General features: G+C 47.2%; 22 protein-coding genes and 1 pseudogene. 3 read left to right on the top strand and 20 right to left on the bottom strand.

Annotated features, from left to right (window positions below):
• Nucleotides 1–52 precede the first annotated feature (52 nt).
• Nucleotides 53–1,499 (top strand): annotated as a pseudogene (locus QUB06_RS28040) (IS5 family transposase).
• A gap of 35 nt (nucleotides 1,500–1,534) precedes the next feature.
• On the opposite strand, the gene QUB06_RS28035 reads toward QUB06_RS28040, so the two are convergent.
• The 16 genes from QUB06_RS28035 to QUB06_RS27960 form a co-directional block, all read right to left on the bottom strand.
• Nucleotides 1,535–1,705, bottom strand: a complete 171-nt coding sequence (locus QUB06_RS28035; protein ID WP_333281646.1) for a hypothetical protein — start codon at nucleotides 1,703–1,705, stop codon at nucleotides 1,535–1,537.
• A gap of 796 nt (nucleotides 1,706–2,501) precedes the next feature.
• Nucleotides 2,502–3,167 carry a Na(+)/H(+) antiporter subunit B gene (locus tag QUB06_RS28030; protein WP_333438060.1) on the bottom strand — a complete coding sequence of 222 codons (666 nt, stop codon included), beginning with the start codon at nucleotides 3,165–3,167 and terminating at the stop codon, nucleotides 2,502–2,504.
• On the bottom strand, nucleotides 3,167–3,754 hold the full coding sequence (locus QUB06_RS28025) for a DUF4040 domain-containing protein (protein ID WP_333438059.1): 588 nt from the start codon (nucleotides 3,752–3,754) through the stop codon (nucleotides 3,167–3,169). The genes QUB06_RS28030 and QUB06_RS28025 overlap by 1 nt, the downstream gene beginning before the upstream one ends.
• On the bottom strand, nucleotides 3,744–4,031 hold the full coding sequence (locus tag QUB06_RS28020; RefSeq protein ID WP_333438058.1) for a monovalent cation/H(+) antiporter subunit G: 288 nt from the start codon (nucleotides 4,029–4,031) through the stop codon (nucleotides 3,744–3,746). The genes QUB06_RS28025 and QUB06_RS28020 overlap by 11 nt, the downstream gene beginning before the upstream one ends.
• Entirely contained in the window at nucleotides 4,028–4,258 is a 231-nt protein-coding gene (locus QUB06_RS28015; protein WP_190739580.1) for a hypothetical protein, read from the bottom strand. The genes QUB06_RS28020 and QUB06_RS28015 overlap by 4 nt, the downstream gene beginning before the upstream one ends.
• A gap of 145 nt (nucleotides 4,259–4,403) precedes the next feature.
• The gene (locus tag QUB06_RS28010) at nucleotides 4,404–4,787 is read right to left on the bottom strand and encodes a Na+/H+ antiporter subunit E (RefSeq protein ID WP_333438057.1); all 384 of its coding nucleotides are present in this window, start codon (nucleotides 4,785–4,787) and stop codon (nucleotides 4,404–4,406) included.
• On the bottom strand, nucleotides 4,784–6,214 hold the full coding sequence (locus QUB06_RS28005) for a cation:proton antiporter (protein WP_333438056.1): 1,431 nt from the start codon (nucleotides 6,212–6,214) through the stop codon (nucleotides 4,784–4,786). Before QUB06_RS28005 ends, QUB06_RS28010 begins: the two co-directional genes overlap by 4 nt.
• Entirely contained in the window at nucleotides 6,211–6,546 is a 336-nt protein-coding gene (locus QUB06_RS28000; protein ID WP_333213781.1) for a cation:proton antiporter subunit C, read from the bottom strand. The genes QUB06_RS28005 and QUB06_RS28000 overlap by 4 nt, the downstream gene beginning before the upstream one ends.
• Before the next feature lie 367 nt (nucleotides 6,547–6,913).
• Nucleotides 6,914–8,179, bottom strand: coding sequence for an ABC transporter permease (locus QUB06_RS27995; RefSeq protein ID WP_333438055.1), 1,266 nt, complete (start codon nucleotides 8,177–8,179; stop codon nucleotides 6,914–6,916).
• Nucleotides 8,180–8,213: 34 nt separating this feature from the next.
• Complete coding sequence (locus QUB06_RS27990; RefSeq protein WP_333438054.1) at nucleotides 8,214–9,011, bottom strand: transposase family protein; 798 nt, start codon at nucleotides 9,009–9,011, stop codon at nucleotides 8,214–8,216.
• Between the two features lie 177 nt (nucleotides 9,012–9,188).
• Entirely contained in the window at nucleotides 9,189–9,521 is a 333-nt protein-coding gene (locus QUB06_RS27985; protein ID WP_333206844.1) for a P-II family nitrogen regulator, read from the bottom strand.
• Nucleotides 9,522–9,619: 98 nt separating this feature from the next.
• A complete protein-coding gene (locus tag QUB06_RS27980; protein ID WP_333139406.1) occupies nucleotides 9,620–10,750 on the bottom strand; it encodes a sodium-dependent bicarbonate transport family permease in 1,131 nt (376 codons plus the stop codon).
• Nucleotides 10,751–11,157: 407 nt separating this feature from the next.
• Entirely contained in the window at nucleotides 11,158–12,975 is a 1,818-nt protein-coding gene (locus tag QUB06_RS27975; RefSeq protein WP_333438053.1) for an efflux RND transporter periplasmic adaptor subunit, read from the bottom strand.
• 84 nt (nucleotides 12,976–13,059) lie between these two features.
• Entirely contained in the window at nucleotides 13,060–13,686 is a 627-nt protein-coding gene (locus tag QUB06_RS27970) for a Uma2 family endonuclease (protein ID WP_333438052.1), read from the bottom strand.
• A gap of 96 nt (nucleotides 13,687–13,782) precedes the next feature.
• Entirely contained in the window at nucleotides 13,783–15,051 is a 1,269-nt protein-coding gene (locus tag QUB06_RS27965; protein WP_333438064.1) for a pitrilysin family protein, read from the bottom strand.
• Between the two features lie 270 nt (nucleotides 15,052–15,321).
• Nucleotides 15,322–16,587: a pitrilysin family protein gene (locus QUB06_RS27960; protein WP_333438051.1), complete on the bottom strand. Its 1,266-nt coding sequence runs from the start codon at nucleotides 16,585–16,587 to the stop codon at nucleotides 15,322–15,324.
• Nucleotides 16,588–16,889: 302 nt separating this feature from the next.
• On the opposite strand from QUB06_RS27960, the gene QUB06_RS27955 reads away from it, so the two are divergent.
• Nucleotides 16,890–17,918: a hemerythrin domain-containing protein gene (locus QUB06_RS27955; RefSeq protein ID WP_333438050.1), complete on the top strand. Its 1,029-nt coding sequence runs from the start codon at nucleotides 16,890–16,892 to the stop codon at nucleotides 17,916–17,918.
• Between the two features lie 623 nt (nucleotides 17,919–18,541).
• On the opposite strand, the gene QUB06_RS27950 is transcribed toward QUB06_RS27955, so the two are convergent.
• The 4 genes from QUB06_RS27950 to QUB06_RS27935 all read right to left on the bottom strand — a co-directional run bounded on the left by QUB06_RS27950 (nucleotide 18,542) and on the right by QUB06_RS27935 (nucleotide 24,791).
• Nucleotides 18,542–19,402, bottom strand: a complete 861-nt coding sequence (locus QUB06_RS27950) for an SDR family oxidoreductase (RefSeq protein ID WP_333438049.1) — start codon at nucleotides 19,400–19,402, stop codon at nucleotides 18,542–18,544.
• A 209-nt stretch (nucleotides 19,403–19,611) separates the two neighbouring features.
• Complete coding sequence (locus QUB06_RS27945) at nucleotides 19,612–22,197, bottom strand: SdrD B-like domain-containing protein (protein ID WP_333438048.1); 2,586 nt, start codon at nucleotides 22,195–22,197, stop codon at nucleotides 19,612–19,614.
• Nucleotides 22,198–22,375: 178 nt separating this feature from the next.
• On the bottom strand, nucleotides 22,376–22,675 hold the full coding sequence (locus tag QUB06_RS27940; protein ID WP_333438047.1) for a hypothetical protein: 300 nt from the start codon (nucleotides 22,673–22,675) through the stop codon (nucleotides 22,376–22,378).
• A 181-nt stretch (nucleotides 22,676–22,856) separates the two neighbouring features.
• A complete protein-coding gene (locus QUB06_RS27935; protein ID WP_333438046.1) occupies nucleotides 22,857–24,791 on the bottom strand; it encodes an SdrD B-like domain-containing protein in 1,935 nt (644 codons plus the stop codon).
• Between the two features lie 266 nt (nucleotides 24,792–25,057).
• On the opposite strand from QUB06_RS27935, the gene QUB06_RS27930 reads away from it, so the two are divergent.
• On the top strand, nucleotides 25,058–25,738 hold the full coding sequence (locus QUB06_RS27930) for a peptidoglycan-binding protein (protein WP_333438045.1): 681 nt from the start codon (nucleotides 25,058–25,060) through the stop codon (nucleotides 25,736–25,738).
• Nucleotides 25,739–26,183 lie beyond the last annotated feature (445 nt).

The raw sequence follows: 26,183 nt of genomic DNA, 5'->3' as shown, positions 1-26,183 counted from the left end.
AAAATTAGTCAAAAGCCATGCACAGCAGCACTTTCGTTCATGTACCGAAAAGTTGACTAGGGCCCCAACCCCACCTTCCAACTTTGACCTTCACGGACAGGGGCAATTATCAGAGAATAATCGTTGGGTAATCATGGCAAAAATAATTCCGTGGTCAGAATTTGAAGATGAATATGCCGAAAATTTTACAGTATCTACAGGAGCGCCTGCCAAATCATTTAGGATGGCATTGGGGGCATTAATAATTAAAGAAAGGCTAGGAACCAGCGACAAAGAAACGCTAGAACAAATAAGAGAAAACCCCTACCTACAATACTTTATAGGGATGACAACCTATAGTGATGCTGCACCATTTGATTCATCCATGTTTGTTCATTTTAGGGAGAGAATAGGAGTCAACCTAGTCAATAAAATTAACGAAAAAATGGTCAAAGAGCAGACCGAAGTGCCAGGAGTTATCGTCGAAAAAGAGTCATCAGAAATAAGTGAACCCAAAAATCAAGGAAAATTAATATTAGATGCAACCTGTACGCCAGCCGACCTTAAATATCCGACCGACTTAGGACTATTAAATCAAGCAATAGAACATACTGAAAAAATCATAGATGCTCTACACAATCAAATTAAGTCACCCGTAAAAAAAAACCGAGAACTTATCGAAACCGAGCCAGAAAAGAATACCTAACCATAGCCGGCACAGCGAAAACCACGACAAAAAGAAAGAAGAAAAGCAATTAAAAAACAACTGCAATACATCCAAAGAAATTTGGCGAATATAGAGGGAATGGGTGAGCTACAGTTACTGACTAAATCTCATTATAAAATGCTGTTAGTAGTGGCAGAAGTCTACCGTCAACAGTTGTCAATGTATGAAAAGAAAGAACATAGTATTCCCGACAGTTGGGGTAAGTTTAAAGCAACCACATATCCGCCCCATCGTCAGAGGGAAAGCCGGGAAATCCGTTGAATTTGGGGCAAAACTGTCAGCCAGTTGTCGAAATGGGTACGTATTTTTAGACCGAATTAGTTGGGATAACTTCAACGAATCAGGAGACCTTAAAAGACAAGTAGAAGCATTTAAACAATTCACCGGATTTTACCCTGAATCAATTCATGTAGATCGGATATATCGAACACAAGAAAATAGAGCTTGGTGCAAAGAACTCGGCATAAGAATGAGCGGTGTCCGTCTAGGAAGACCTCCCAAAAATCTGAGCAAATCACTGAAAAAACAAGCTCAATCAGACGATAGAATTCGTAACTTAATTGAAGGGAAATTTGGAGAAGCTAAAAGAAGATTTAGCCTCGGTAGAGTGATGGCTAAACTTGATAATACTTCTGAAACAAGCATCGCAATAACTTTTCTGGTGATGAATCTTTCTGCCCTGCTACGGCAGGCTTTTTGGCTTTTTTTCGGTCTATTTCATAACAAAAACCTTTTTTCAGGTTTTTTAGCTTCAATCATTGGTAAAAGCTATGTTTCGCCAGAACACAATTGACAAAACTTATATTGCCGAGGAGAACTCGAATTCACTCATCTTTCTAAATGCTGTTTTCTCACTTTTTCAGCAAGCCCTAAATATACAACCTTATTCTGTTTGACAGTACCTTTAATCCAACCAATTACCAGTGACAGCCAAATATCATCTATAACCCATTTATCCTCTGATAAAAATCTCGCTCTCTTTTTTTCTTCTACTTTCAAATTTAATGGGTATCGCTAGTTTTGTCGCTATGCTTTCCAATGTGACTTCTTTAATCGATTGCACTACTTGAATCAATAAAATTGTCAATAAGTAATTAGAACGTGTCAGCTTTTCTGACAAATGGGCATGATATAATTCTGGTATCATTTAATTGTTTTTGGGTAATACCAATTCACTATGAAGATACACTAAATGAGGCTGATGTCTTTCTGGTTGGAACTATATCCTTAGCGTTATATTAAATGCAGCTTCATAGTGAATTGGTATAAGAAGCTTTCTTACCCTATCTTTTTTGAGGCGATTTGTCTAGGATTGCCTCAGAGTCGGTTTTTCAGGCAACCTGTCACCCCGTCAGGATTTTCGATGATACTGTTTACTTTCTCAGCTTTGACAGCGAGAGAGTTGCACGTCAAACTTTTGAGCTTTTGAATTCATCACCAGCAATTAAGTTTTATTCATCGATGGTATTTGGGGATGAAAAGCGTCCGATCAAATCCAGCATTTTAAATTGTCTGAATCTGGCATTGCTGGCAGATTTGGATTTTTTAACCGCTGATGCACGCAGATAAACGCAGATGAGTACACAGGAATTACTTATAAAAAGCAAAGAAACCGGGTTTTTGATTTCGCAAAAAACCCGGTTTCTGGCTACTCGTGCGTAAGCCTTATAAACGTAAAATATCGTTTACGGTTATTTCTGAATGATTAAACCGCAGAGAACACAGAGAACACAGAGTCAGAGAATGAGAGAGATGAATAATTTCGATGTCAATGGATTTGAGATCGGAACATTTGTCATAGCAATCCGCGATAGCGAATAAACACCAACAGCACCGCCCACGATCCTAATGCGACTTTGACTGCAACCAGGATATTGAGCAAGGGGAGAATGCCACCGCTGAAAAGTGTGCCTAACTCTCCGTGCGGTAACTCATATCCTGACAGAGTGATAACGGACAATACAATGAAAACAAGTACCGAAACCTTCTCCAAAGTCGCGGCGTGCCAGCGCTGGTAGATTTCTTGCATCCACTGCGGTGATGAGGTAATCGCCACCAAGCCGATCGCAGTTCCCCCCGCTACACCCGCCGCAAAACCACCGCCTGGACTTAAATGCCCGCGAATTGCTAGTTCGATACCCACCAAGGCCGCAATCGTCGCTCCCAATCGCGCCAAAATAATCGATGGTTGATCGGTAAACTGATATATGGCGCAGGACGGCTGTTCATTTGCTAGCATAAAACTTGCACCCAAGATGGCGATCGTAAATACCACAACTTCAAAGATCGTGTCGTACAGCCGATTTCGCAAAATGATACCGGAAACCGCATTGGATACTCCACTATCTTGAACAACCAATTCGACGATCGAACTTTGCTGCGATAAGTCCATTACTGGATTGGCGATTAGCAGCATTTTGACAAACAGCGCTATCCCTGATAAAAAGTAAACCCACTTCATCAATGTTTGTCCTCTGCGTCTGGTGTATTTACATAGGTTAGGGTTGTCCCCGGTGATGAAAGTTCGGTTTGCATGATGTCGTAGACACGCCGAACTCTGATTGCGGTGTTATAAAGTTGCGCTTCGCCGCTGTGTTCTAGTTGGTCTTCTGGGGAACAAGCGGCATGAACTTCTTTTTCCATCAGCGCCCGCTGCAATGCCTGTGCACTCGGATAGGGAACGAGTTCCAGGCGCATGTGGCGTTTCTGAAAAACTGTGCGGATGTCATCTATCAGTTGCTTAAAATGACCTGCGGTTTTGTCGTTTGGTATAGCATCGCCCTCTGTCCCCTCTTCGATTACACCCAGACGCAGCACGAGGGATGAACGCACCGTCACTGCATAAAGTGTAATCGCCAGCAGGGTGCCCATCAAGGCTTCGGTCAAGCCCACATCCCCCGCGCCTAAAATTGTATACACCAAGGCGGCGATCGCTCCCAATACCCCCCGCAGTACCAATGCGTGGTATGGATTGACCTGAAATACCACCATACCAGCAGCTAAGGGTAGCAGAGCGACCAAAACATAAATGTAGCTATTATCGTTCATAGTCACTCCCTGTTTTGGAACAATAAGCCAACACATATCCCAGCATTGTGTTCCAGATTGCTAAGCAAATGATCGCCAGAACCAGCAGGGGCCATTTATTGGGTATTTTCAGCAGCAATCCGACGAGGATCGCCATCGAACCCAGCGTATCTGCTACCGAAAGACTGTGCAGTTTATATAAAACCGATCGCGTCCCAAGTAGGTAAGAAGTACCCCAAAACCAGAAAAAAATCCCTATACCGATGCAGGTATAGCTCAATACATCTATTACGATCATGCTTCAGTGATACGTTTGATTATTTGTGCCAACAACATCAATCCAGCATTACCCACACTGAGGATAATCGCCGCCACCACACCGATCATCCAATCATCGCGCCAGACTGATATGACGAGAGCGATGATTGCCGCCTTGGTCGAAATACTGGCAAACGCCAACATTGTTTGCCAGATATCATGATCTTTCCATACCTCGTACATGGGTATGAGCAAAGCCAAAATCATGGCAATTAAAATTAAGTTGTTCAAGTTGTTCAATTGTGTGCACTCCTAATTTTTCTTACTTAGCTCAAGGGAAATTATTCATTTCTCTCTTCTATTCTCTGACTCTGCGTCAACAGCGGTTAAATCCTTCAGAAACAAAGTTTAGCTACGTGTTTGATGTCCGTCGCACTACGTGTACTTCGTAAAAACCCTCTTCGTGATATTTCACGACAATCGTCTTAGGAGTAAAAGTGATCAGGAAGACATCTAGGAAGATCAGCAAGGGCGATCGATGGTTTGGCACTTTTTCCATGATCACATCTTCGTGTCTATGGGGGCGGAAGATGAGTTCAAAAGCTTCCAGAAAAGCTATCGGAATCGCCATGAAGATTTTACCCAACACCCCCAACCATTCTCTCAAAGGTTCCGGAGGTGCGTAGCTGCGCGGCAACAGGAAAGCAATGATGATGCCGATCGCAATATTTGCCAAACTAAAATCGGCAGTGAGTAGAAACCAGATCGTCAGTCTTAATATTAGCTGTCCAATCATGTTGAGAATGCCATCCAGAATAGTAGAAGCGAAATCAAGCTCATAAAACCGACCAAATGATCGAATTCTTCAAGCATACGTGGCAGTTTGATTGCCGTGCGTTGAAAAATTAGAAAATAGGCTGACCAACCAACGCCGATGATGGCGATCGCCTTAAGCATATTGTCCAGCGTATAAGCCTGAAAATCAAAAGCATTGGCTCCAATCAGCCCAGCTAGTAACAGCAACACCGCAGGCCAAAAACCGGGTTTGGCTGTTGTTGGTCCGCCACGGGGTAGAAAGATGAATTTAGCAAAAGAGATTGCTGTTCCGACTGCTGCGACATTCATCGCGATCGTTTCCCAGGGTCCCAAATTCTTCACCGTCAACACCTTTGCCCCAAAGCCAACCAACAAGGGAAAGCCAGAGATTGATAAGCTAGCTATGACTAAAGCAATCCAGATATTGGTATCGATCGGCTTCTGTTTCAATTCTTTCAGATTACGACTCGGTAACGATCCTGCAATCAGAAACAGCGACGATTTGACCAAACCGTGTGCCAGCGCATAAAACCCACCCACGGACGGTGCAGCGAGGATAAAGCCCAACTGCGAAACCGTGTGAAAAGCCAACATCCGTTTGCTATCTTTTTCTAAAACGGCATAGAACACGCCCAGCAGCGCCGTTCCGACGCCAAAGATTTCGACGATGGGTGCCACCTCCTCCACCATCAGCGCACAGCGCACGAGGGGATATACCCCCGCTTTGACCACAATCCCTGACAGCAAAGCCGACACAGGCGTTTCTGATTCCGAGTGAGTTAACGGTAGCCATAACCCCGATACAAACACACCTCCCTTAACCAAGAGTCCCATAAAGATCAGAGCGGTCGCCTCTGGGGGTGCTGCGCCCAAGCCTGCAAAACTAAACGAATTACTTGCCTTATAAACCAGCACGGCACCGACTAGATAAAACAGCATTGCCGTGTTGCTAATAAATAGATAGCGCAAAGCTACCCAAATCGATCGATCGGTGCGAGGATAGGCAATCAAGAGAAACGCCGCAATGCCGCTGACCTCTAACCCCACATATAAACTGATAAAGTCACTAGAGGCAAAGGCCGCATTCAGGCTGCCGTGTACCATCAGAATCTGTGCATAAAAAAATGCCGTCTTATCTGTGGGCCAACAGTAGATAATCACCGCTGCTGTGACTAAGGCATTGGTTAAGATGAAATAGCCGCTCAAGCGATCGACTAACAACGTGACACTGAAATTATCCAGTAACTCCAGCGTCACCGCTGACGGCATAGCAAAAAGCAGGAACGCATAGGCAGCAGATGCGATCGCTCCGAATATTGCCAGATACTTGTCAAACTTCGGAATCAAATAAATAGTAAACCCGACAAAAAACGGGAGTCCAATCCAGGCTAGCGTCAGGGTATTCATGGGGTATTATTCATCTCGATTTCATTACTTTCTAATGTCGGATTATCTCGTGCCAGCTTCATCACACTGACCAGCATTAAAGCCTGAATCGAAAAGCCGATCACGATCGCCGTTAAGATCACCGCCTGGGGAACCGGATCGGCGTAAGCGACATTTTTCCCCTTTGAAATAATTGGTGTCAGCAAGCCTTCTCGCGATGCCACCACCACGTAATAGGCTATAACCCCTGTACTCATGACATCCATACAGACGATTTTCATGATCAGGTTCTTTTTGAAGATGATACCAAAAAATCCGCAAAATACTGTTGCCAATACCAATGCTTCTAACATGGAAATTGCGTGTTGGATAAGAGGTTTTTGTTATTATATTTGAATTAACGTATATTATTTCTAATGGAACTTAGAAATTTTCTCGCCCCTAAAGTACCTGAAACGCAATCTAGGTAAGGGAAAGAGTTTGAGATTCTGTCAGAGCTGAAACCCTTGTCAATTCAACTCTGAACCCAATTCAAGCTCAAACCCTTTACCTGTCTTCGTTTGCAGCGATTTTTGACGTAATTTTTGTCTAAGTCGCGTTACGACAACGAAGTCCGATCGTCCACCAAACCCAGTTTATGACCACTTGTGCGTCCAGGACTATAATTGTGACACTTGCGTCCATGACTGTTCAATTTAACTGGGGCGAACGTCACTAAGTTCAATCATTCCGCAAAGCTGCGATCGGATCTAAGCGAGCTGCATTCCGAGCCGGTAGCACTCCAGCTAATAAGCCTACAGTAAAGGATAGTCCAAAACCCGCCGCGATCGACCATACAGAAACCACAAACGGAAATTTGAACGCTGTCGAGGCCCCAAAGGCGATCGCAATTCCCAACCCAATACCCGCCGTCCCCCCCACCGTGGAAACTAAAATAGATTCCGCCATAAATTGAATTAGAATTGCTGCATTAGTAGCGCCTACCGCTTTGCGAATCCCGATTTCCTTAGTCCGTTCCACAACAGACACCAACATAATATTAGCAATACCGATGCCGCCAACCACCAAAGAAATTCCGGCGATCGCTCCCACCATAACCGTAAATAAACCGATCACATTGCTAAAAGTATTAACTATTTCAGCTTGATTGACAACTCGAAAATCATCCGGTTGTGGGGGATAAATATTGTGGCGCAAGCGCATGATATTTTCCACTTGAAATTGAGCATCCGCTAAATCAGCTTCCCCCGCAGTTTCCAACCAAAAACCCGATATCGCAATCCCCGCTAAAGAATTTCTCCCCACAATCCGCGAAGACATATTTTTGAGGGGAATATACACTCGATCGTCCTGATCGGTTCCCCCTACAGACCCCTTGCTTTCCATCACTCCAATGACCTTGTAGCGGTTTCCCTGAATGCGAATATCGGAGGAGAGCGCATTAACTCCGGCTCCAAAAAGTTCGTCTCGAACCTTAGAACCCAGGACAACTACTGGCTCAGCAGCATTCAATTCATCCTCATTAAAAAACCGTCCTTCTTGGGGTTGAATGTTCTTCACATCTGGATAGTTTAAATCCGTTCCCAAAATAGCAGTAAATGAATTTTGTCCGCCATAAACGACTTGCACTTGGCGCTGCAAATAAGCCGAAATCGCCTTAACTGCAGGAGCTTGTTTGCCGATCGCCTTAGCGTCATCCCAAGTAAGGGTAGTAGCAGAACCGCTTCCCTGACTGACACCGCCCGATCGCGAAGCGCCGGATAAAACCAAGAGCACATTTGTACCCAAAGCCTTTAACTGTTCTTCAGTTGATTTTTGTACTCCCTGTCCCACCGAAGTAATAGCAATTACCGAAGATATCCCAATAATTACGCCCAGCATAGTTAAACTGGTACGCAACTTATTATTCCACAGCGCCTCTGTCGCCATCAACGCGATTTGAACATTAGAGATTTTGTTGGTACCGGGGCGAGTCTGTAATTTCATATTAGACCTCTTGCAAAAAAAATCTATGTTAGAATTAAAGCTTTTGAATTTTAGACCTGAGAGCTAACTCATAATTGTAAAGTGCTGACAACAAATTACAAGGGAAACCATAACGGCGGCGACGATTTCGATAACGACTTGACAAAATTTTGAAAACTTTTAGACTCCTATTAACTTGTTCAATCACTATTCGCTCCTGGGCTAAAGCTCGATTGTAGTCTTTTTCTAAAAGAGAAAGATTCGCATTTTTAGGTTTCTTTTTAGGATTCGAGCTATTAAAGTGATAATCTTTTATCCCTGGATAGCCACTATCTTGTAAACTATCGGTTGAGGGATGGAAATGAACATTGCTTTTTTTAAACAAGCTGAAATCGTGGCAAGGCCCCGGTCCAAAATTTAGGCAAATAATCTGTTTACTTTCTTGATTAATGACCACTTGCATTTTTAGGTTGTGGTTTTTTTTATTTAGTGAATAGTATTTTTTCTGTTTGTTTTTGGGCGCTCGATAGCTGTTTCTGTGATATCCATTACCACAACTTTGCTGACGCCCAAAACCTATGAACAATGCTTTTTCCCCAGGAATACCAAACTTTCCCGTTTTTATTAAAGTTGATTCAATGTTAGTTACAATTCGGCAAATCGTTGATCCGGATACTCCCCAATTTGTCTTCCTATGAAAATAGATTCGATATTCTCGCCAATATTCCAAGGTCACTAAAACTTGTTCTTCAAGAGTTAAGGCGCTTCGGCGTCCTCGTTTATATTGAGGATTTTCATTCCCGGAATTGTTCTGAAGTGTTAACCATTCCTTTAAACGTTTGAATCTGGACACCAAATCTCCGTTTAAATTGCTCCGGTTTCAAATTTTGATAAAGCGGCAATGACCATACCACCAATCAGAAAGCCGAGCGTTGGGGACTGCAACTGAGACCCAAGTCCCGCAGGCAAGAAATACGGCTACTAAAAACCGGGGTCATGCCCCGGCTTTTGAGGTCTGTGTCGTCTCGATTCAACAGCCGTCTGGTCCACAGAAACTGTGTCCGTACAGTACCTCGGCGTCACAGATATAGATCATGCCCGCAAAATCGAGGAAAAACTTGACTGCGACCTGATCCGCAATATTCTCGGCCATATCCCGATCCGGGGTGAGCACCTCGAATTTTATATTCGCCGTGATGTCAGAAACGCTAGGTTGTCCCGACGAGCGCACGTTGCGACTGCCTTTACCGCCGGTTTCCAGAACCGTATAACCCGTTGCCCCGGATTCTTCGATGATATTGACGATCTTTTTCAGCAGAATCTTTTCCGTGACGATGACAAGCTTTTTGGCTGGCTTGGGCATATTGGTTACCTCCTTACCTACGTATGTTGATCTTAATATATTGAGTTGCTTGGTCTGCCGGGTCAAGGGAGCGCCGACAGACAGCGACCCGTCTGGGATTAGCGGCCGCCTATCGCCTGGGCCAGCCCGAGGAAGAGCGGTATACACAAGCCGATCGCAATGGGTGTACCGATGGCTGTGGATGCGCCGATGTAGGCGGAGGGATTGGCCGACGGAATCCCGGCTCGCAACGTGGGCGGACCTGAGATGTCTGAACTGGAGGCGGCAATAACAGCCAGGATCACAACACCGCCCAGGCTGAATCCTGTGGTGTAGTGGGCAATCATGCCGAGACCGAAGGCGATGAACCCATGCACCACCGGTGCCACTACGCTATACACGACGTACCACTGGGCCACCTTACGTAGTTCGCCAAGTCTTGACCAAGCCTCCATACCCATGACCAGCATCAAGATCGAAAGCAAGCCGCGGAAGAGGGGGTCGTAGAAGCTTTTATAGACACTTTCCGGCTGGGTGAACAGGCCAAGAGCAATGCCGAGCAACATTGCCGATAGGGCAGGACCCTGGAGGCTTTCCTGCACGATCGGCCATATCTTGACCCGATTATCCGCAGGCTTCTGCTGCTTGCTGAGATACTCTTGCCGGCCGCGGGGATAATCTTGCTGATCGGGATAATCGCCTGCTGCAACGGGCTGCTTGCTGAAAGACTCCTGCACGGTAGAGTGGGCTGCTGCACTACCCTTCTTCTGGTTGAGATAAATGTTGGCCACCACAATCGCCGTTACCAGCGCTGGGATATCCATGAAGGGATAGAGTGCGGCAGCCCATGCCTCGTATGGCATTTTTTGTTCTTCCAGTAGTGTCAGGGCTGCAGCCATGGTAGAGCCACTCACAGCACCAAACAATCCCCCGGTCGCAATCGCATCTATGGTGTTGACCTTCGGCAGCTTGGCCAACGTATAGCGCGCGATGAATACAACAAGAACCCCTACTGCTACAGCAGACGCTGCGGGTATCACCATCTCCGTCAGGTTGGAATTGCGGATCGCCTGACCACCGGTCAGACCGATTTTCATGAGCAGCATGAAGACGATGATCTGATTAATCGCCTCTGGAATTACCAATTCGCTACCAAGGGCGGCAATGACCATACCACCAATCAAAAACCCGAGTGTTGGGGACTGCAACTGCTTAACGAAGTCCATTAAAAACAAGGACAAAAAATCCACGAATACCTCCTTCCGCCTCCTCTAACGAAGAGCGATTATTGTGATCGGTGAGCTTTAAGAAGTAAGGGTGCAGCGCTTCAACCCTGCCGACAGGTGTTACCGTAACACCTGTCGGCAGGGGGTTCAGAGATGGCGGCTCTCCGAATGCGGCTAGAAGGTGTCGCTGTCCTGCAGTAACTTCTATAGATAAATATCTATTAAGTAGGTAGGCGGTGTAAAGCCCAACTATGTCAACGATGGTAAAGTATCCTTAGCCCTAAGCGTGGCTGACTGAGCAATGTTTACATACAGTTACATTGTTCAGTTTAATCCCGCCTACTTACTTAAGACCCCAAATTCTATGTACTTAAGTCTATCCTTAAATTCGCAGTAACGCGCCTTCGCGGTTCAATAAAAAAATCAAAACCCTAACGCAAGCGCCTTCCGCCACCCGGTTGCAAACCTGGAATTCCACCCGATGGATTTTGGGATCTAGGCCGCAATCCGGGGGGGAAACTCATCAGCACTTTTTCATTTCCTTTCAAACCCGATCGCACTTCCGTCTTGTCATCCACCGTCACACCAGTCTTAATCGGCATAAAAGCAGGTTTACCATCTTCTTTACCGGGAACATAAACCCCCGATTCCCTTTGTTGGCGGACAATTGCCGCAGTCGGAACTACCAAAACATTTTTGAGTTCACCGGCCTTAAACTCAACATTTACATTCATGCCCGATCGCAGTATTTGTTTATCATCATTAATAATTGCCGCTTTAACCTCAAAACTTGTCACATTTTGCTGGACGATCGACTGAGGCGAAATTTGAGTGATTTTACCTGTAAAAGTCTTTCCCGCAAAAGCATCGGCTTGGATAGACGCAGCCTGGCCAATCTTAATCTGAGAAATATTAGTTTCTGCTACGTTTGCTACTAATTGATTTTTTGAAGCCAAGGACAAAATCGAAGAAGAAGTCGCCGAAGAAACCGCACTACCTGCCGTCGTGGGAGTCACAAAAGCGCCCGGATCGGCGTACTTGCGGGTGACAGTGCCGGTGAAAGGAGCCCGCAGCACAGTGTCGTCGATCAACGCTTGAACGCTTTGCAGGCTGCCTCTAGCTGCGAGAACTTGGGCGCGGGCTTGGGCGATGTCTTCGGGGCGGGAACCAGCTTCTAGCAGCGCCAAAGCTTGCTGTTTTTGCTCTACTGCGGCCTGGGCTGCTGCGATGTCTTCCGGGCGTGCGCCCGATCGCGCCAGGGCCAAAGCTTGCCGTTTTTGCTCGACTGCGGCCCGCCCTGCTGCGATTTCTTCGGGGCGTGCGCCCGATCGCGCCAGGGTCAAAGCTTGCCGTTTTTGCTCGACGGCAGCCCGCGCCGCAGCGATTTCTTCGGGGCGAGTACCCGCTTGCAGCAAAGCTACAGCTTGTTCGGCTTGCCTGACTTGCGTTTGAGCTCGATCGCGCGCGGTGCGGGAGTTGTTGACAACTTGCAAAGCAATGGCTCCGGCATTATAGAGTTCCTGATTTCTCTGAAAGTCTTCCTCTGCTTGGTTTTTGGCGTATTCGGCATCTCTGAGTTGGGCGATCGCTTGGGCGATGTCTTCAGGGCGATTGCCCTTAAGCAATTTTTGTAAATTTGCCTGTTGTTCAGCTAGTTGTGCCTCAGCTACGGCAATATCCTGGCTTCGATTGCCGTTGAGCAATTTTTGCAACGTTGCCTGTTGTTCAGCTAACGCTGCCTCAGCTACCGCAATGTCTTGGGTTCGATTGCCGTTGAGCAATTTTTCCAGACTTGCCTGTTGTTCTGCTAACACTGCCTTAGCCACAGCTTTGTCCTGCGATCGAGTGCCGTTGAGCAATTTTTGCAGGTTTGCTTCGGCGGCTGCGAGTTGTCCGCGAGTTTGGGTAAGTTGCCCTTGGAGGTTGGAGTCGTCCATGTAGGCAAGAATCTGCCCTTTTTCAACTTTATCTCCTTCCTTGACCAGCAAACTTTTGAGCATTCCTGAAGTTTTGGGGCTGACGTTAACGGAACGTTCGGGCACTATTGTACCGTTTGCCGAAATTGTAATCGGCAGGTTCACCCTTTCGACAGCAACGGTTTTTTCCTTGCGTCTGGTTTCGCGGCTGGATTTGACTGTGAGTTGGCTGTAAGCTGTGTAGCCTACTCCTGCAAGCAGGGAAGCGGCAAGCAGCCCGCTAAGCCACGGAGTCAGCTCTTTTTTAATCTGAAAGTGCTTTACGAAGTACATATAAATTAGACCGATCGGGCGTCTGTTCAATTTAGACCGATCGGGAACCGAAAACGTTCAAATTAAGTGCGATCGAGTTCTATTTTACTTGCCAGCCATCAACACCTGTTCAGCAGTCAGTTTTAAGTTTGGGAAAGTTAGAGAGACGATGGTCTGATCGCCCCGAATCTGCTGAATTTGATATTCCCCATTCACTAAAGTGCAAATAGAGAGGGTTGGTTGTTTGGGCTTCCCAATGTGTTGAGTACCACCTAATCCTGCGTAGTCTGCAATCCAATATTCAGGAATACCTAAAACTGCGTAGTCTTCGACCTTACGGGAATAATCATTTTGCCAGTTGCTACTAACAACTTCCGCCACAAATTTAATCGAACTTCCCAGTGTCAGGATCGACTCGCCAGACCAAAACAGTTCTTTGGTAAGTTCATCTCGATCGACAACTGCAACATCAGGTCTAAATGCTGTCATACCAATATTTGAAGGGCGCAATAGTCCCCGCTTAAGAACAAACCAAGGTAAGCCTGTTCCGTCGATCTGGACACATATCTTTGTGGTAATGAAGGCTGCAACCTCCTCATGAGGGCCTGTTGGTTCCAAGTGGAATACCTCTCCATCGATCAGTTCATAGCGGTTATCGCCACCATAACGGGCGATAAACTCGTCAAAGCTGAGTGGTTTCTGTTGTATTGGTTGGTCGATCGCAATGGTCATAGCTCAACTTAGCCCAATCAATTCCTTTAGTCTATCAGATGGCTCAACTGGTTAGATCGATCGAACTTGTGAAAAGTTCGATCGCCCATTTCGTACTCAACAAACAGCCGCTACACCCAACTCTGTAATCGCCGCCTCCGGCCCCACCAAAGAAATATAGGGTTCTACAAAATATTTCTTAGCAGCATCCCGCGCTTGTGAAGCTGTCACCTGTGCAATTTCTTCTTGAAATTGTTGGTCAAATTTAATTCCCAATCCCAAAATTTCGTACCAGCCTAAAACTTGGGCAATTTGCGAATTAGTTTGTTTTCCTAAAGCATATTGACCGAGCATTTTATTCTTGCAAGATTGCAATTCTTCCTCGCTTAGTTGGATGTTGGCGAGTCGATCAACTTCTGTACGCAATCCTTCAAAAGCAGTCGCCGTATTTTCCGGCGCAGTACCCATGTACACCACAAACTGTGCCGTGTCCAAGCGCGTCGCGTAGAGCGCGGAAACGTCGTAAGCCAAGGCCCGCTTTTCCCGCAATTCCACAAACAATCGGCTCGACAAACCGTTACCCAAATAAGTATTCAGCAACTTAATCGCTGCGTAGTCGGGATTTTTGACAGAGGGTGCGAGGTAGCCCAGCATAATCACTGATTGCTGCGTATCTTGCGCCGTAACGACCGATTGAGGGGAGGGTGATAGGGGGGGGACGGTTAAAGTTGGTAAGGGTGTTAAAGGCGCTTTCCAGTCCCCAAAAGTTCGATCGATCAGGGCGATCGCATCTTCGGTCGAGATTCTGCCGGCTACCGAAATAACTACATTATCGGGACGGAAATAGGTTTTGTGGAACTGTTCAAGCTCGTTTCTGGTGAGCTTTGACATAGTAGCTTCCGTGCCCAAGGGAGAGAAAGCATAGGGATGTTCCTGGTACATCGAGTGCCGCAATTGCTCGAAGGCGATCGCAAATGGCTGTTCTTGTTGCGAGCGAATTGCCGATATAGCAATGCGGCGTTCGAGTTCGACTTCAGCTTCCGGGAAAGTGGGCGATCGGGTCAATTGCGCCGCCAACTCCAAAATCTCCTCAAAATCCGCAGAAACCGTCTTCAAACTCACTAAAAAATAGTCTGTAGTAGAGTCGGCACTCAACCTCGCTCCCACCGATTCTACACGCTCGGCAATTTCCAGCGAAGACAGCCGATCGGTTCCCTTAGTCATTACCGCCGACAGCAAGTGACACAATCCTGCTTGTTCCGGCTGCACGTAGCGACTGCCGGCCCGCAGGAATATCCTAGCTGCAATAATATCTGCTGCTGGATTTTCTGCTGCTAAGACAACAATACCGTTGTCTAAAACCGTGCGCTGGATTTCATTTTTCATTGAATTCTTTGTTAACTGTTGACTGTTGACTGTTGACTGTTGACTGTTGACTGTTGACTGTTGGCTGTTAGTCATGATTATTCGTAGGATGGGTAGAGCGTGAGCGTTACCGATCATCCGATTTGAGATTGGCGATTTGAGATTTTAGATTGAGGGACAAATCTCAAATTTCCACTTAATAGACTTGGGTTTCCTGTCTCAACCCAACCTAGTTGCTGTTAACAGTGAACAGTCAACAGTGAACAGTGAACAGTGAACAGTCAACTATTATTAGATTGGTTTGAGTACCACGGCTGTATAGCGCCGGGGAGAGAGATATTGTTGAGCTAGTCGCTGGAGGTCTAAGGGCCCAAATGCTTTAATCCTAGTGGGATAGCTGAGCGCTAATTCGGCACTGGCGATCGTATTGTAATATCCATAAAGACCGGCTAGCTGTCCCGGCGTTTCGAGCGAGAAAGCAAAATCGTTGCACAGCAAACGCTTACAGCGCAGCAATTCTACCTCGGAAACTGGTTCAGACTGCAATTGCCAAAGTCGATCGCAAATCCGAGATTCCACCTCTTCGACATCCTTCGCGTCCAAGACTGCACTGATAGTAAATAAACTCGATTCCCGTTGCAGCGAGAAAGTGCTGTCGATCGCCTCTACCAATTGTAATTCTTCCCGCAGTTCCCTGACTAAACGCGAAGTCCGCCCGTCTGCGAGCAACACCGACAGCAAATCCAAGCCGCAAGCACTTTGCAAATGTTCAACTCCCGGACCCGTCCAGGCCATCATCAGCCGCGCTTGTTCCAATCGGGGGAGGCTCAATTCCTGACGGCGAATTTCTATCAGTGGCGGTTCCGCCTCTGCGGTTAATTTGGGACAATCCCACCGATCGGAAAACTGCTCAAAAGCTTTCCCCGTAATATCTCTGGCCTGTTGTTCATCAATTCCCCCGACCACCACCACAGTCATATTTTCCGGCTGATAGTGCGATCGGTGGAAACAGCGCATTTCGTGGGGAGTTCGCGACATCAGCAGTTCTTCCGTGCCCAATACCGATCGCCTGTAGGGATGTCGCTGGTAAACTGTTTCCATCATTGCTTGGAAACCCAGCCAATCGGGATTGTCTTGAGCTTGACGGATTTCTTCGAGTACCACATCTCGCTCGCGATCGAATTCCTGATCCGGAATCGAAGCCCGCAGCAGCAATTCTGCCAGTGGGTGCGCTGTTTCTGCTAAATAATCCGCCGCAGCGTTGACGAAAAAATGCGCGTAGTCGTGACTTGTAGCTGCATTCGCGACACCGCCGCGATTTTCGATTACTTGGTCAAATTCTCCAGGGGCGATCGAATCCGTCCCTTTAAATATCATGTGTTCTAGAAAATGAGCCATTCCCGACCAAGAATCCGGCTCCAGCGTAGCGCCAGCCCTCACCCACACGTCTAGCGCGACCACCGGTGTGGCCGAAATCCGCTGGTGAATGACCGTTAACCCGTTGTTGAGCTTCCAGACATTGGCTGGGAACTCTAAAGCAGTGAGCAGTTGAGACAAGCTAGTTATTCTTAAACTTTAGTTAACTTCGGCTGCAACTATGGTAGCGCTTTACAGCTCTGCGATCGGGATTAATTGATACAGAAATCATTACTCCTCTGCCATTCATCCTTACTCATCTGTTGTTTTTTGCTTTTTGCTTTTTTTCAAGCAGTCTCAAATACTTACCCTTTTTTTGCTCAAAAGTCAATAGGTTGCGCGGGATATTAATGAATCAGTCGGGAGAAAGAGGATGTTATCAGAATATATCAATAAATTAAGAGATGTAAGAACACTAAAGACATTGAGAGGAGAAACGACAGATGGTAGCTACCTTAGAAGATACCAAGCGCCAAGCGATCGCAACTAAATTAGCAGACATGAAAGCGCTGCAAAATCTGTTGATCGCCAACGAGCAATTGTTCATCAATTCTTGCAACGACTCCGAACTGTGCGATCGTTTCCGGGATATGCTTGAGGACGATCGCAAAAACTTGGGCGTATTAGAAACTACGATCGTGCAATACGGCATTCAAGCCGAGCCCAAAGAAACCAGCGCCAAAATGATTGAAGAAGTTCAGAAACTCATGCAAGGTTCTGAACTAACATTGTTTGAAAAAGTCACCCAGCACGAACTGCTCAAACACAAACAAACAATGGCCGGTTTGTTAATTCACAAAGCTGCTCAAGTAGTCGGCGCCGACATCGAAGCCGCCATTACTCCCCTCAACACAGTTAACTTTGAAAACCGCGCTCACCAAGAGCAACTCAAGGGAGTTATGGAAATCTTGGGCGTGCGCGAACTGACCGGCAAAGACCCCGACCAAGGCGTTTGGGCTCGCGTGCAAGATGCAATGGCAGCTATGACCGGCATCATCGGCGGTGCAGTTACCCGCAGCAAAGATGAGATGAACATCACCGAAATCATCTCAATGGATCACCGCAAAACCGATACCCTATTTATGGAAATCGCAAGCACCGACGATCCTCAAAAACTGCAAGAATTCTTCGGTCAACTTTACAAAGACCTCAGCGTTCACGCCGAAGCCGAAGAACAAGTTGTTTACCCAGCAATTCGCAGCTACTACAGCAACACTCAAGAACTGTACAGCGAGCAAGCAGAAATGAAGCAAATGCTCGCCAAGATTAAGTCAATGAGCCCCAGTTCTCCTGAGTTCAAAGCCCAAATCAAACAGCTCCAAACAGCGGTTAAAGATCACGTAAAAGAAGAAGAAAACGATATGTTCCCTCAAATTCGCCGTAACCTGAGCGAAGCACAAATGGAACAAATGGCTACTCAATTCAAAGCAGCCAAAAGCACCATCCAGCAAGAAATGGCTAACCTGAGCTAATTCAGCAGCGAGCTAATTGTAGCTCTAGCTGAGCTAAAAACTAGCTAAACTGCAACCTATCAATCCCGCTACCAAGGTGGCGGGATTACTATTTTGTGTAAACTCACCAATGTTCAAAAACTAATATCAAATCTGTTATAGCAATCCTTGCAGGAGTCGTAAATTTTTTACCCCACCCCAACCCTCCCCTTGCCAAGGGCAGGGAGTAAGAAATTCACAAATGATTTAGGACTGCTATAGCATCGGAATTATTCATCTATCTATTCTCTTTATCTGCGTGAATCAGCGTCAATCCATTGTCATCTGCGGTGAAGAAATTATTTTTTTAAACCGCAGATGAGGGCAGATTAACACCGATTAACGCAGATTAATTGTATCAACAATTCTGGTTGCACCGTCCGTGATTGTTGACCCTTCGGTGAGGCTAAGTGGGTATCGCTGTTGACTAGATTTTACGCCCGACGATGCTACCGGATTTGATATAACTAAAAAAATTAATAAACCCGCCCTAGGTAACGTGGTTGTGGGGGCGGGTTTATTTAGATGGTGAGTTATAGTCAGAGATTGTGGGTGAAAGTTGCGCCCACAAAATGCGGTTATTTATATATTAACTCGCGACAAATCTATCCGTTAATCACCGATCCGCCGTTGGGATGCAAAATTTGACCAGTCATGTAAGACGAATCTTTTGAAGCTAAAAACACGAAACTGGGGGCAACTTCATCGGGTTGACCGGCGCGTCCCAATGCCGTATCTGCACCAAATTTCTCCACTTTTTCTTCAGGGAAAGTTGCAGGAATTAGAGGCGTCCAAATCGGGCCAGGGGCAACTCCGTTGACGCGAATTCCTTTCTCAGCTAAACTTTGAGACAAAGAGCGAGTAAAGGCAACAATTGCTCCTTTTGTGGAGGAGTAATCTAGCAATTGTTGATTGCCTTTGTAAGCGGTGACAGAGGTAGTGTTGATAATTGCACTTCCTTCTTTGAGGTGTTTGAGAGCGGCTTTTGTGAGGTAAAACATTGAGAAAATGTTGGTGCGGAAGGTGCGCTCTAATTGTTCGGCGGTGATGTTTTCGATGCTTTCTTGGGGATGCTGTTCGGCGGCGTTGTTGACGAGGATGTCGAGGCGGCCGAATTCTTTAACTGTTTGTTCTACAAGGTTTTGACAGAGGCTTTCATCGCCGATGTCGCCGGCGATCGCAATACAGCGCCGGCCTTGTTGTTCGATCGCCTCTTTAGTTTTTTTGGCATCATCATCTTCGTTAAGATAGCTGATGACCACGTTAGCGCCTTCCTTGGCAAAGGCGATCGCTACCGCACGCCCGATACCGCTGTCTCCGCCAGTAATTAAGGCTACTTTGTCCCGCAATTTGTCGCTACCGCGATAGCCCTCCGCAAAGGATTGGGGTTGCGGAGTCATCTCGGATTCAATACCGGGTTGCTGTTCTTGATGTTGAGGCGGATTAATCTTCTGTTCGGTTGGCATAAAAAATTCCTCTAAGTTCTACCTCTATAAATAAAGGTTTTCTGTAACTAGGGAATCGTTCTTTTTGCCGATCGTTCCCTACTACTAAAGACAGTTGGACATCGCATAAATAAACCCGCTCTCCTAACCTATGGTTGTGGAGGGCGGGTTTATTTAAAAACAACCTAACTGCTAATTGCTAAGTTTCAAACTAAAGACTCCACTTAACATTAGAACAGTCGGTTTTCATCAGTACGAGGAACTGCAACCGACATTAAGGGATCGACGACGAGAGAAGTATCTGTCGTTACAGTCAGCGAACTCGCCATTCTCGATGCCTCAACAAGAGCAAAGTTGCTCACCAATGTACTCTCAGGTACTAAAAAGTTGGTAACTATGCTGGTGTCTGAAGTGTCTAAGCTACCAGGCTTAGTCAGCTCATCGGCGAAGCTAGAAGCAGTTACCACACCCGGGCCACCTGTCACCAGATCGACTGGCGTCGCTACCTCCACCGTAGGCACTGTGTTAGGGCCAGGCACGTCAAAGCTAACCGGGTTGGGCCCAGTTGGGATTGGGAACGGGTTATTAACGCTCGCATCGAAGACTTCCAAAACCGAGTAAGTGGCTGGAGACAAATTATTAAACCGAGCAATACCAGCAGCATCAGTTCTCACCAGCGGTTCTGTTGCAGCATCATAGCGGCCGTTGCCGTTCAAATCCAAGGTGAATGGTATATTGGAAAGGGGTTCTTCATTGGGGTCCCGTACACCGTTGCGGTTATCGTCCCGGAATTTAGGAACCAAGAGGTCATAGCGGCGAGAGTTACCCACCAAAGCACAAGTAAAGGTTTGATTCGCACCGAGAACAACATCTACTGGTTGAGTCGTTTGGAAGTAACCAGAAGGCGTTACTTCTCGAATCCTGTAATTGCCGGGGCGCAAATTGTTGAATGCAAAGGTACCAAACTGATCGGTAGTAGTAATGGGTTCAGTTCCTTGCAACTGACCGTCACCATTGCTATCGATAAAAATGGTGACACCAGGAATAGCTGGCTCATTTCCATCTCGATAACCGTTCAGGTTGAAGTCCTCAAACTTACACCCGGTGATGTTGCTGTTAGGTGTGTTGGCAAAGGTAACGTTGGCATCCTGAGTGCTGAGGGTCACATCGACGCGATCTGCCGTAGAAGGGGAGAAATTGGGCTGTGCAACTTCTCGAACGACATAGTTGCCTGTTGGCAAGTTGGTAAAGGCTCCTCTACCCTGGGCATTTGTCTGGATTTGCTGTTCTCCAGTGTCGGGAGTGCCATTGTTATTGGTGTCGAGGAAGACGGTGACACCGCTAATTGGCGCTTCACCCTGATTTGGTTCGTAGCGACCGTTGGCGTTCAAGTCATTGTATTTGAAGACAGTGATGTTCGGTCGAGTGTTGCCCACACCGGCATTGTTGCCAATACCCTGAGTTGCTCCCACAGGAGTAAAGGTAAGCGAGGGTTGGGGGTTGGGCGCTGGTAAAGTTGTAACTGGCGCTGCAAAAATCGGCCGCTCACCTGTGGTCGCGATCAATCTTTCACCTGGTTGTTGAACGCCGTCGCGGTTGGAGTCTACGAATTTAGGGTCGTTTGGTTTCAGGGTGTAGGTTGAGTCTGCGACTAGCAGCGGTTGCTCTCTGCTGATGGTACCCTGGAATCGCGCCTGCGGCCCTGGTGCCGAAACCAGAGCGGGGTTTGGAGTGGTTGCTACTGGAGCATTGAGGTTTCCTGGGGCACCGCCACCTACTTCTGGAGGCAGTACACCTGGAAAAATTTCCAACACTCTGTAATCGCCAGCTCGCAAATCCTTGAAGGTAACTACTCCGTTCGCATCTGTGATGGCTATCGGTTCGGAGCCTGCTCCATCCCAGCGACCGTTCGCGTTCACATCTAAAATAAACGGTACTCGCGCAATGGGGGGTTCCAAGACTCCATTAACAACATTTCGCGAGCCGTTGCGGTCTATGTCTCGAAATTTGTTAACTTCTATTTGATAGAGCGGAGTATCGCCAACTTGAGCGCAGGCAAAGGTTTGACCTGCGGCTACCGTCACGTCCAGTACGGGAATGTTGCCGGGGGGAGTGCTTTGGGGAAAATCTTGTGTTTCTAAGGGTTCTGCATCCGTAGCATTAACTTCTAGTCCGGTAACAGAATTAATCTGTCGTCTGATCCGTTCTTCCCGAATCTTGTAGGTTCCTGGTAATACGTTGAACGACCATGCACCATTTTTGTCTGTTAAAGTGTTCTGTTCCTCTGCATCGCGTTGACCGTTGCCATTTGAATCAATATATATCCTGACATTTTTAATCCCCGGTTCATTCCCATCTCGGAAGCCGTCGGCATCTATGTCTAAGTATTTGCATCCTACGATACGACTGCCTGTAACTGGTGGAACTCCCGCGTTGCCAAAGAAAACGTTGACATTTCGGTTGCCGAGAGTGACAGCCAGGGGGTTGGGAGTAGTAGCGGTGAAACCAGCAGGTAGTACCGTTTCGGTGAGTACGTAATTGCCAGGGGCAAGATTTATGAATGAGAACGCGCCGTTAGCGTCCGTCGTGGTTGAGACTTCGCCAGTACCAGCATTAAATACACCGTTGCTGCTTGTTGCTGGTTCGAGGAGGATGGGGATATCCCGAAGACCTGGTTCATTGGGCTGTCTGACCCCATCTCGGTTCAGGTCATTGAACTTGATGCCTAAAATTGCCGGGCCAGCATTCCCAACCACAACTGGCTGTAGTTGCTGGGCACTGCGCTCGTCCAAGTTAGTTAAATCTAAATCTGCCATGATTTCTCTCCTTCACACCTAAATCCACGTAAATTACAGACTACTGTATGGGTTGTAAGTTGCTGAGTAGTTTTTACTAATAGCTGACAACCGCTACTCGATTTTACATACGTCTGTACTTGAGGTAATGTTCCCATCTCACACAACAATGCCTCAAGCTTTGTCGCTGGCAAGTATATCAGGTTTTGAAGAACCCTGGCAATTTGAGGGCAACATCTTCAAGATTTGCACGCCTTCTCTGTCCGTACATACTTGCTGTTTCGAGCTTTAAAAAGCCTAAGACTGACTTCTCCCCCCTGATATCAAGTCCGGCTGCATTGTTCTTGTTCGTCCTGGTTCGCTGTCCTAGACGATCGCCTCCTCTGGAATTGCCAATGACAGATCTGCCAGCATCGATCGAGCTACCGCACTTGATATGACTTGCTTTGCCTGCAAATACGCCGATCGGGTTTGGGGGAATTACCTGATAGTTTCTCACTCACAGAGATGCTACTGCCTCTGAATCTTGCAACCAATATACAAGCCAGCTTCGGAGTGGCCGGAACTTAGGCTTGAGTGTTGGAGGTTGCCAACAATAGGGTATCACGCGATCGCCCTTTCACCTCTTCGTTATTTTTATCTGCGGTTTGGGATTCGGGGCGATCGAGCTTTGTCTCACCCTATATAACCGAGAAATCACTCGCGGCCACAGTGCTGACCCAGTGTCCGATCGCCGAATTAATTAATTTATTTTCCTTGACAAGTTGGCTGATTTCTGCATTCAGATTCAGACCGACATTCTGTTGCCCAAAGTTAGGAATACTGCCTAAATTCGCAAAACGTTGCTTGACCAAAAAATCGCTAATTCGATAAGTATCACCACCCGAACTCAAAGGCCAGCTATCTGCCCCAATATTATTGGCGGCAGGTTCGCCCGCATAGCTGCTGGCATTCGTCAGCGAGTCGCCATTCAAGGATTTAGCCGCCCTATCCTCAGCATCTCCCGTCACCAAATCTCCCGTCACCACATCGAGGTTGCTAGCCCGAATATCTGCCGAGACAACAACCACCGTAGGGGGAGTCGTTAGAATGAAACCGGGCGGCGGAACTTCGCGGACAACATAACTACCTACCGGAACGTTACGGAAACTGTAATTGCCTTGAACATCGCTTAAGGTACTCGCTTCACCCGGATCTAAACTGCTGTTGTTGTTGAGGTCGATGTAAATAGTAGAGTTGGCGATCGGCGGTTCCCCGGGATCTAGGCGGGCGTTGGCGTTAAAATCGTTAAATTTCACACCGCTGATGGTGCCCGTCACCAACACGTTGCCAAAGCTGAGATTAGTGGCATTTGTGCCGTTGCCCACGGCGATCGGAGTCGGATTTGGCGTGGTTTGTCGAAAACCGGGCTGCGGGACTTCCCTCACGACATAGGTTCCTTGAGGCAAATTGATAAAAGAGAAATTACCTTCGGGGTTCGTTAAAGTCGAAGGTTCGCCCGGATCTAAACTGCCGTTGTTGTTGAAATCAAGGTAAATCGGCCAGTTGGCAACTCTCGGTTCCGTCGGTTCGTTGATCCCGTTAGCGTTGAGGTCGTTGAACTTGAAGCCGCTGATGCTGCCGGTAGGAAAATTGTTGCCGAAACTGACGCCTACAGCGTTGGTATTGCCGATTATGTCGATCGGGCCTGGATTTGGAGTAGTCTGTACCCATCCTGGTTGTTGGACTTCCCTCACCAAATACCGGCCCGGGGAAACATTCGCAAAAGTGTAGTTGCCTTGCGGGTTTGTGATGGTGGTGGGTTCGCCCGGGTCAACGCTGCCGTTGCCGTTGAGGTCGAGGTAAATTTGCCAGTTGGTCAGAGGGGGGTCTGTCGCGTCTCGGACGCTGTTGGCATTCAGGTCGTTGAACTTGAAGCCGCTGATGCTGCCGACAAAAAAGAGATTGCCAAAATTGATGTTGTTGACAGTGGCGTTGGAAGTAACGTTAACCGGGCCGGGGTCAGGTGTGGTTTGGATAAAACCCGGTTGCTGGACTTCTCTCACCAAATATGTATTGGCGGGAATATTGACAAAAGCGTAATTGCCTTGAACGTTTGTAAAAGTAAAAGGTTCGCCGCCGTCGAGCCTGTTGTTGCGGTTGAGGTCGAGGTAAATTTGCCAGTTAGCTAGCCCTTGTTCCCCGGGATCTGGGCTGCTGTTGTTGTTGATGTCGTTGAATTTTGTGCCTGCGATCGTCCCTGCGTTAAAGTTGTTGCCAAAATTGATATTGCCAGCGTTTGTGCCGCTGGTAATCGTGATGGGTGCGGGATTTGGGGTAGTTTGGCGAAAGTTCGGCTGCTGGACTTCCCTCACTTGGTAAGTGCCCGGCGGCAGGTTGGCGAAGATGTAGTTGCCTTGCGGGTTTGTGAGGGTGGAAGGTTCGTTAAACTCAGGCTGGCCGTTGTTGTTGAGGTCGAGGTAGATTTGCCAGTTGGGAATTGGGAATTCTTCAGGATCAGGGCGGCCGTTGGCGTTGAGGTCGTTGTATTTAGTGCCGCTGATGCTGCCGACTTGGAAGTTCCCGATGTTGACGTTGCCGATGTCTATTTGGCTGGCGGTTCTGGATTCGGACATGGTGTTGCTGGGGCCCAATGAACGCGGTTCAATGTTTTCTGTAGGGCAATCTAGCAGTTTTTTTGCCAATTGCAGCTATTTGAGAGGGATAAATTTTTTTTAGGAAAGGCAAGGAAGGAAAAGTTGCGAGTTTTGATTTAATGTGGGAACCTGGCTTGGCCTCGGAACCAGTAAATGCCCGATGCCCAATTCCCAATGCCCAAATTCCCAATTTTTTCCAGATTTGATGTACGATCGCTACCAGTTTTGCAGAGGTCGAATTCCCAATGTCCCAAAACTTGACAGCAAGCTGGAATAAAGCCCGCGAGGTTCCGAGTTTGCTCTTCGGCTGGAGTTTGTGCGGTTTATTGGCAATAGGCTCGATCGCCCCTACCCGTGTTGCAGCACAGCTACCTACCTCCGAACAAGGTAACATTAACAGCCCGATCGCTCAAACAACAGGTGCGATCGTCCGCCCCGCCATCAAATTGGGCAGCCGCGGCTCCGAAGTAATCGAACTCCAAGCTGCTCTTAAATTATTGGGCTTTTACGCTGACACTGTAGACGGGATTTTCTCCCAAAGCACCGCTAGAGCTGTATCTCAGTTCCAGGAAGCAGCAGGTCTGCCTCCCGACGCCATAGTCGGTCAAGATACTTGGAACCGGCTGTTTCCTGCGACTCCGAGCGCGATCGAAAACCCCATCGCTAACGATCCTGTAAATGCCGACGATTCAGAGATTAACCCGCAAGCGCAGCCAACTAATTTTCCGGTTTTGAGAAGGCGAATGCGGGGGCCGGCAGTCAGAGATTTGCAAGAACGGCTGCGGGCCAAGGGATTTTTGAGCGTTAGTGCTGACGGCGTGTTCGGCCCGGAAACTCAAGCTGCTGTCAAGGCGGCTCAGCGACAATATCAACTGCCAGCAGACGGCATTGTCGGCCGCGCAACTTGGGAAGCTCTGCTGCGTTGACAGCAAGCCAAAAGTGCCGGGTGTGCACGTTGCGGTATCGGACGATCGTACAAATTGTTAATAATCGCTTTTGGAAGTATTTCATCACATCAAAAAGTGTCAAGTTTGGTAAACAAAGTGTTTTTATACGCGCAGTTGGTGTTAACTTAAAAACATGAGGGGCAAAACCAAGAAGCACAAAAAACTTGGATAAAAAATTTGGAATTAGAGTATTTGTCCCGCTCGGCTCTAGTCCGCAGGCAACGCCTGAACCGTGTAGCTTATTAGCAAAGAAAGGTTGATATTGCGATTCGTATTGGTTAGATAGCTTGAGGCTATTGGATTAATCAAAAGTGGCGATCGCACAACAGTCAAACACAGAAGTCTGAAAACTGTAGTTTAGACTAAAAAATGAGCGCAGCTAAAAGTAGCTACCTTTGAATCTTAGGCAAGCTGTTGCTCACAA

Origin of the sequence: Microcoleus sp. D2_18a_D3, assembly GCF_036702455.1 — a bacterium.
GTDB lineage: Bacteria > Cyanobacteriota > Cyanobacteriia > Cyanobacteriales > Microcoleaceae > Microcoleus.
The sequence above is the reverse complement of the archived record's forward strand: the minus strand, read 5'-3'. Positions and strand labels throughout refer to the sequence as shown.

Excerpts from the sequence above, each read along its gene's own strand:
- QUB06_RS28030 (WP_333438060.1), bottom strand. The coding sequence starts at position 3,167 with ATGAAGTGGGTTTACTTTTTATCAGGGATAGCGCTGTTTGTCAAAATG.
- QUB06_RS28025 (WP_333438059.1), bottom strand. The coding sequence starts at position 3,754 with ATGAACGATAATAGCTACATTTATGTTTTGGTCGCTCTGCTACCCTTA.
- QUB06_RS28020 (WP_333438058.1), bottom strand. The coding sequence starts at position 4,031 with ATGATCGTAATAGATGTATTGAGCTATACCTGCATCGGTATAGGGATT.
- QUB06_RS28015 (WP_190739580.1), bottom strand. The coding sequence starts at position 4,258 with ATGATTTTGGCTTTGCTCATACCCATGTACGAGGTATGGAAAGATCAT.
- QUB06_RS28010 (WP_333438057.1), bottom strand. The coding sequence starts at position 4,787 with ATGATTGGACAGCTAATATTAAGACTGACGATCTGGTTTCTACTCACT.
- QUB06_RS28005 (WP_333438056.1), bottom strand. The coding sequence starts at position 6,214 with ATGAATACCCTGACGCTAGCCTGGATTGGACTCCCGTTTTTTGTCGGG.
- QUB06_RS28000 (WP_333213781.1), bottom strand. The coding sequence starts at position 6,546 with ATGTTAGAAGCATTGGTATTGGCAACAGTATTTTGCGGATTTTTTGGT.
- QUB06_RS27995 (WP_333438055.1), bottom strand. The coding sequence starts at position 8,179 with ATGAAATTACAGACTCGCCCCGGTACCAACAAAATCTCTAATGTTCAA.
- QUB06_RS27985 (WP_333206844.1), bottom strand. The coding sequence starts at position 9,521 with ATGCCCAAGCCAGCCAAAAAGCTTGTCATCGTCACGGAAAAGATTCTG.
- QUB06_RS27975 (WP_333438053.1), bottom strand. The coding sequence starts at position 12,975 with ATGTACTTCGTAAAGCACTTTCAGATTAAAAAAGAGCTGACTCCGTGG.
- QUB06_RS27970 (WP_333438052.1), bottom strand. The coding sequence starts at position 13,686 with ATGACCATTGCGATCGACCAACCAATACAACAGAAACCACTCAGCTTT.
- QUB06_RS27965 (WP_333438064.1), bottom strand. The coding sequence starts at position 15,051 with ATGAAAAATGAAATCCAGCGCACGGTTTTAGACAACGGTATTGTTGTC.
- QUB06_RS27955 (WP_333438050.1), top strand. The coding sequence starts at position 16,890 with ATGGTAGCTACCTTAGAAGATACCAAGCGCCAAGCGATCGCAACTAAA.
- QUB06_RS27950 (WP_333438049.1), bottom strand. The coding sequence starts at position 19,402 with ATGCCAACCGAACAGAAGATTAATCCGCCTCAACATCAAGAACAGCAA.
- QUB06_RS27945 (WP_333438048.1), bottom strand. The coding sequence starts at position 22,197 with ATGGCAGATTTAGATTTAACTAACTTGGACGAGCGCAGTGCCCAGCAA.
- QUB06_RS27935 (WP_333438046.1), bottom strand. The coding sequence starts at position 24,791 with ATGTCCGAATCCAGAACCGCCAGCCAAATAGACATCGGCAACGTCAAC.
- QUB06_RS27930 (WP_333438045.1), top strand. The coding sequence starts at position 25,058 with ATGTCCCAAAACTTGACAGCAAGCTGGAATAAAGCCCGCGAGGTTCCG.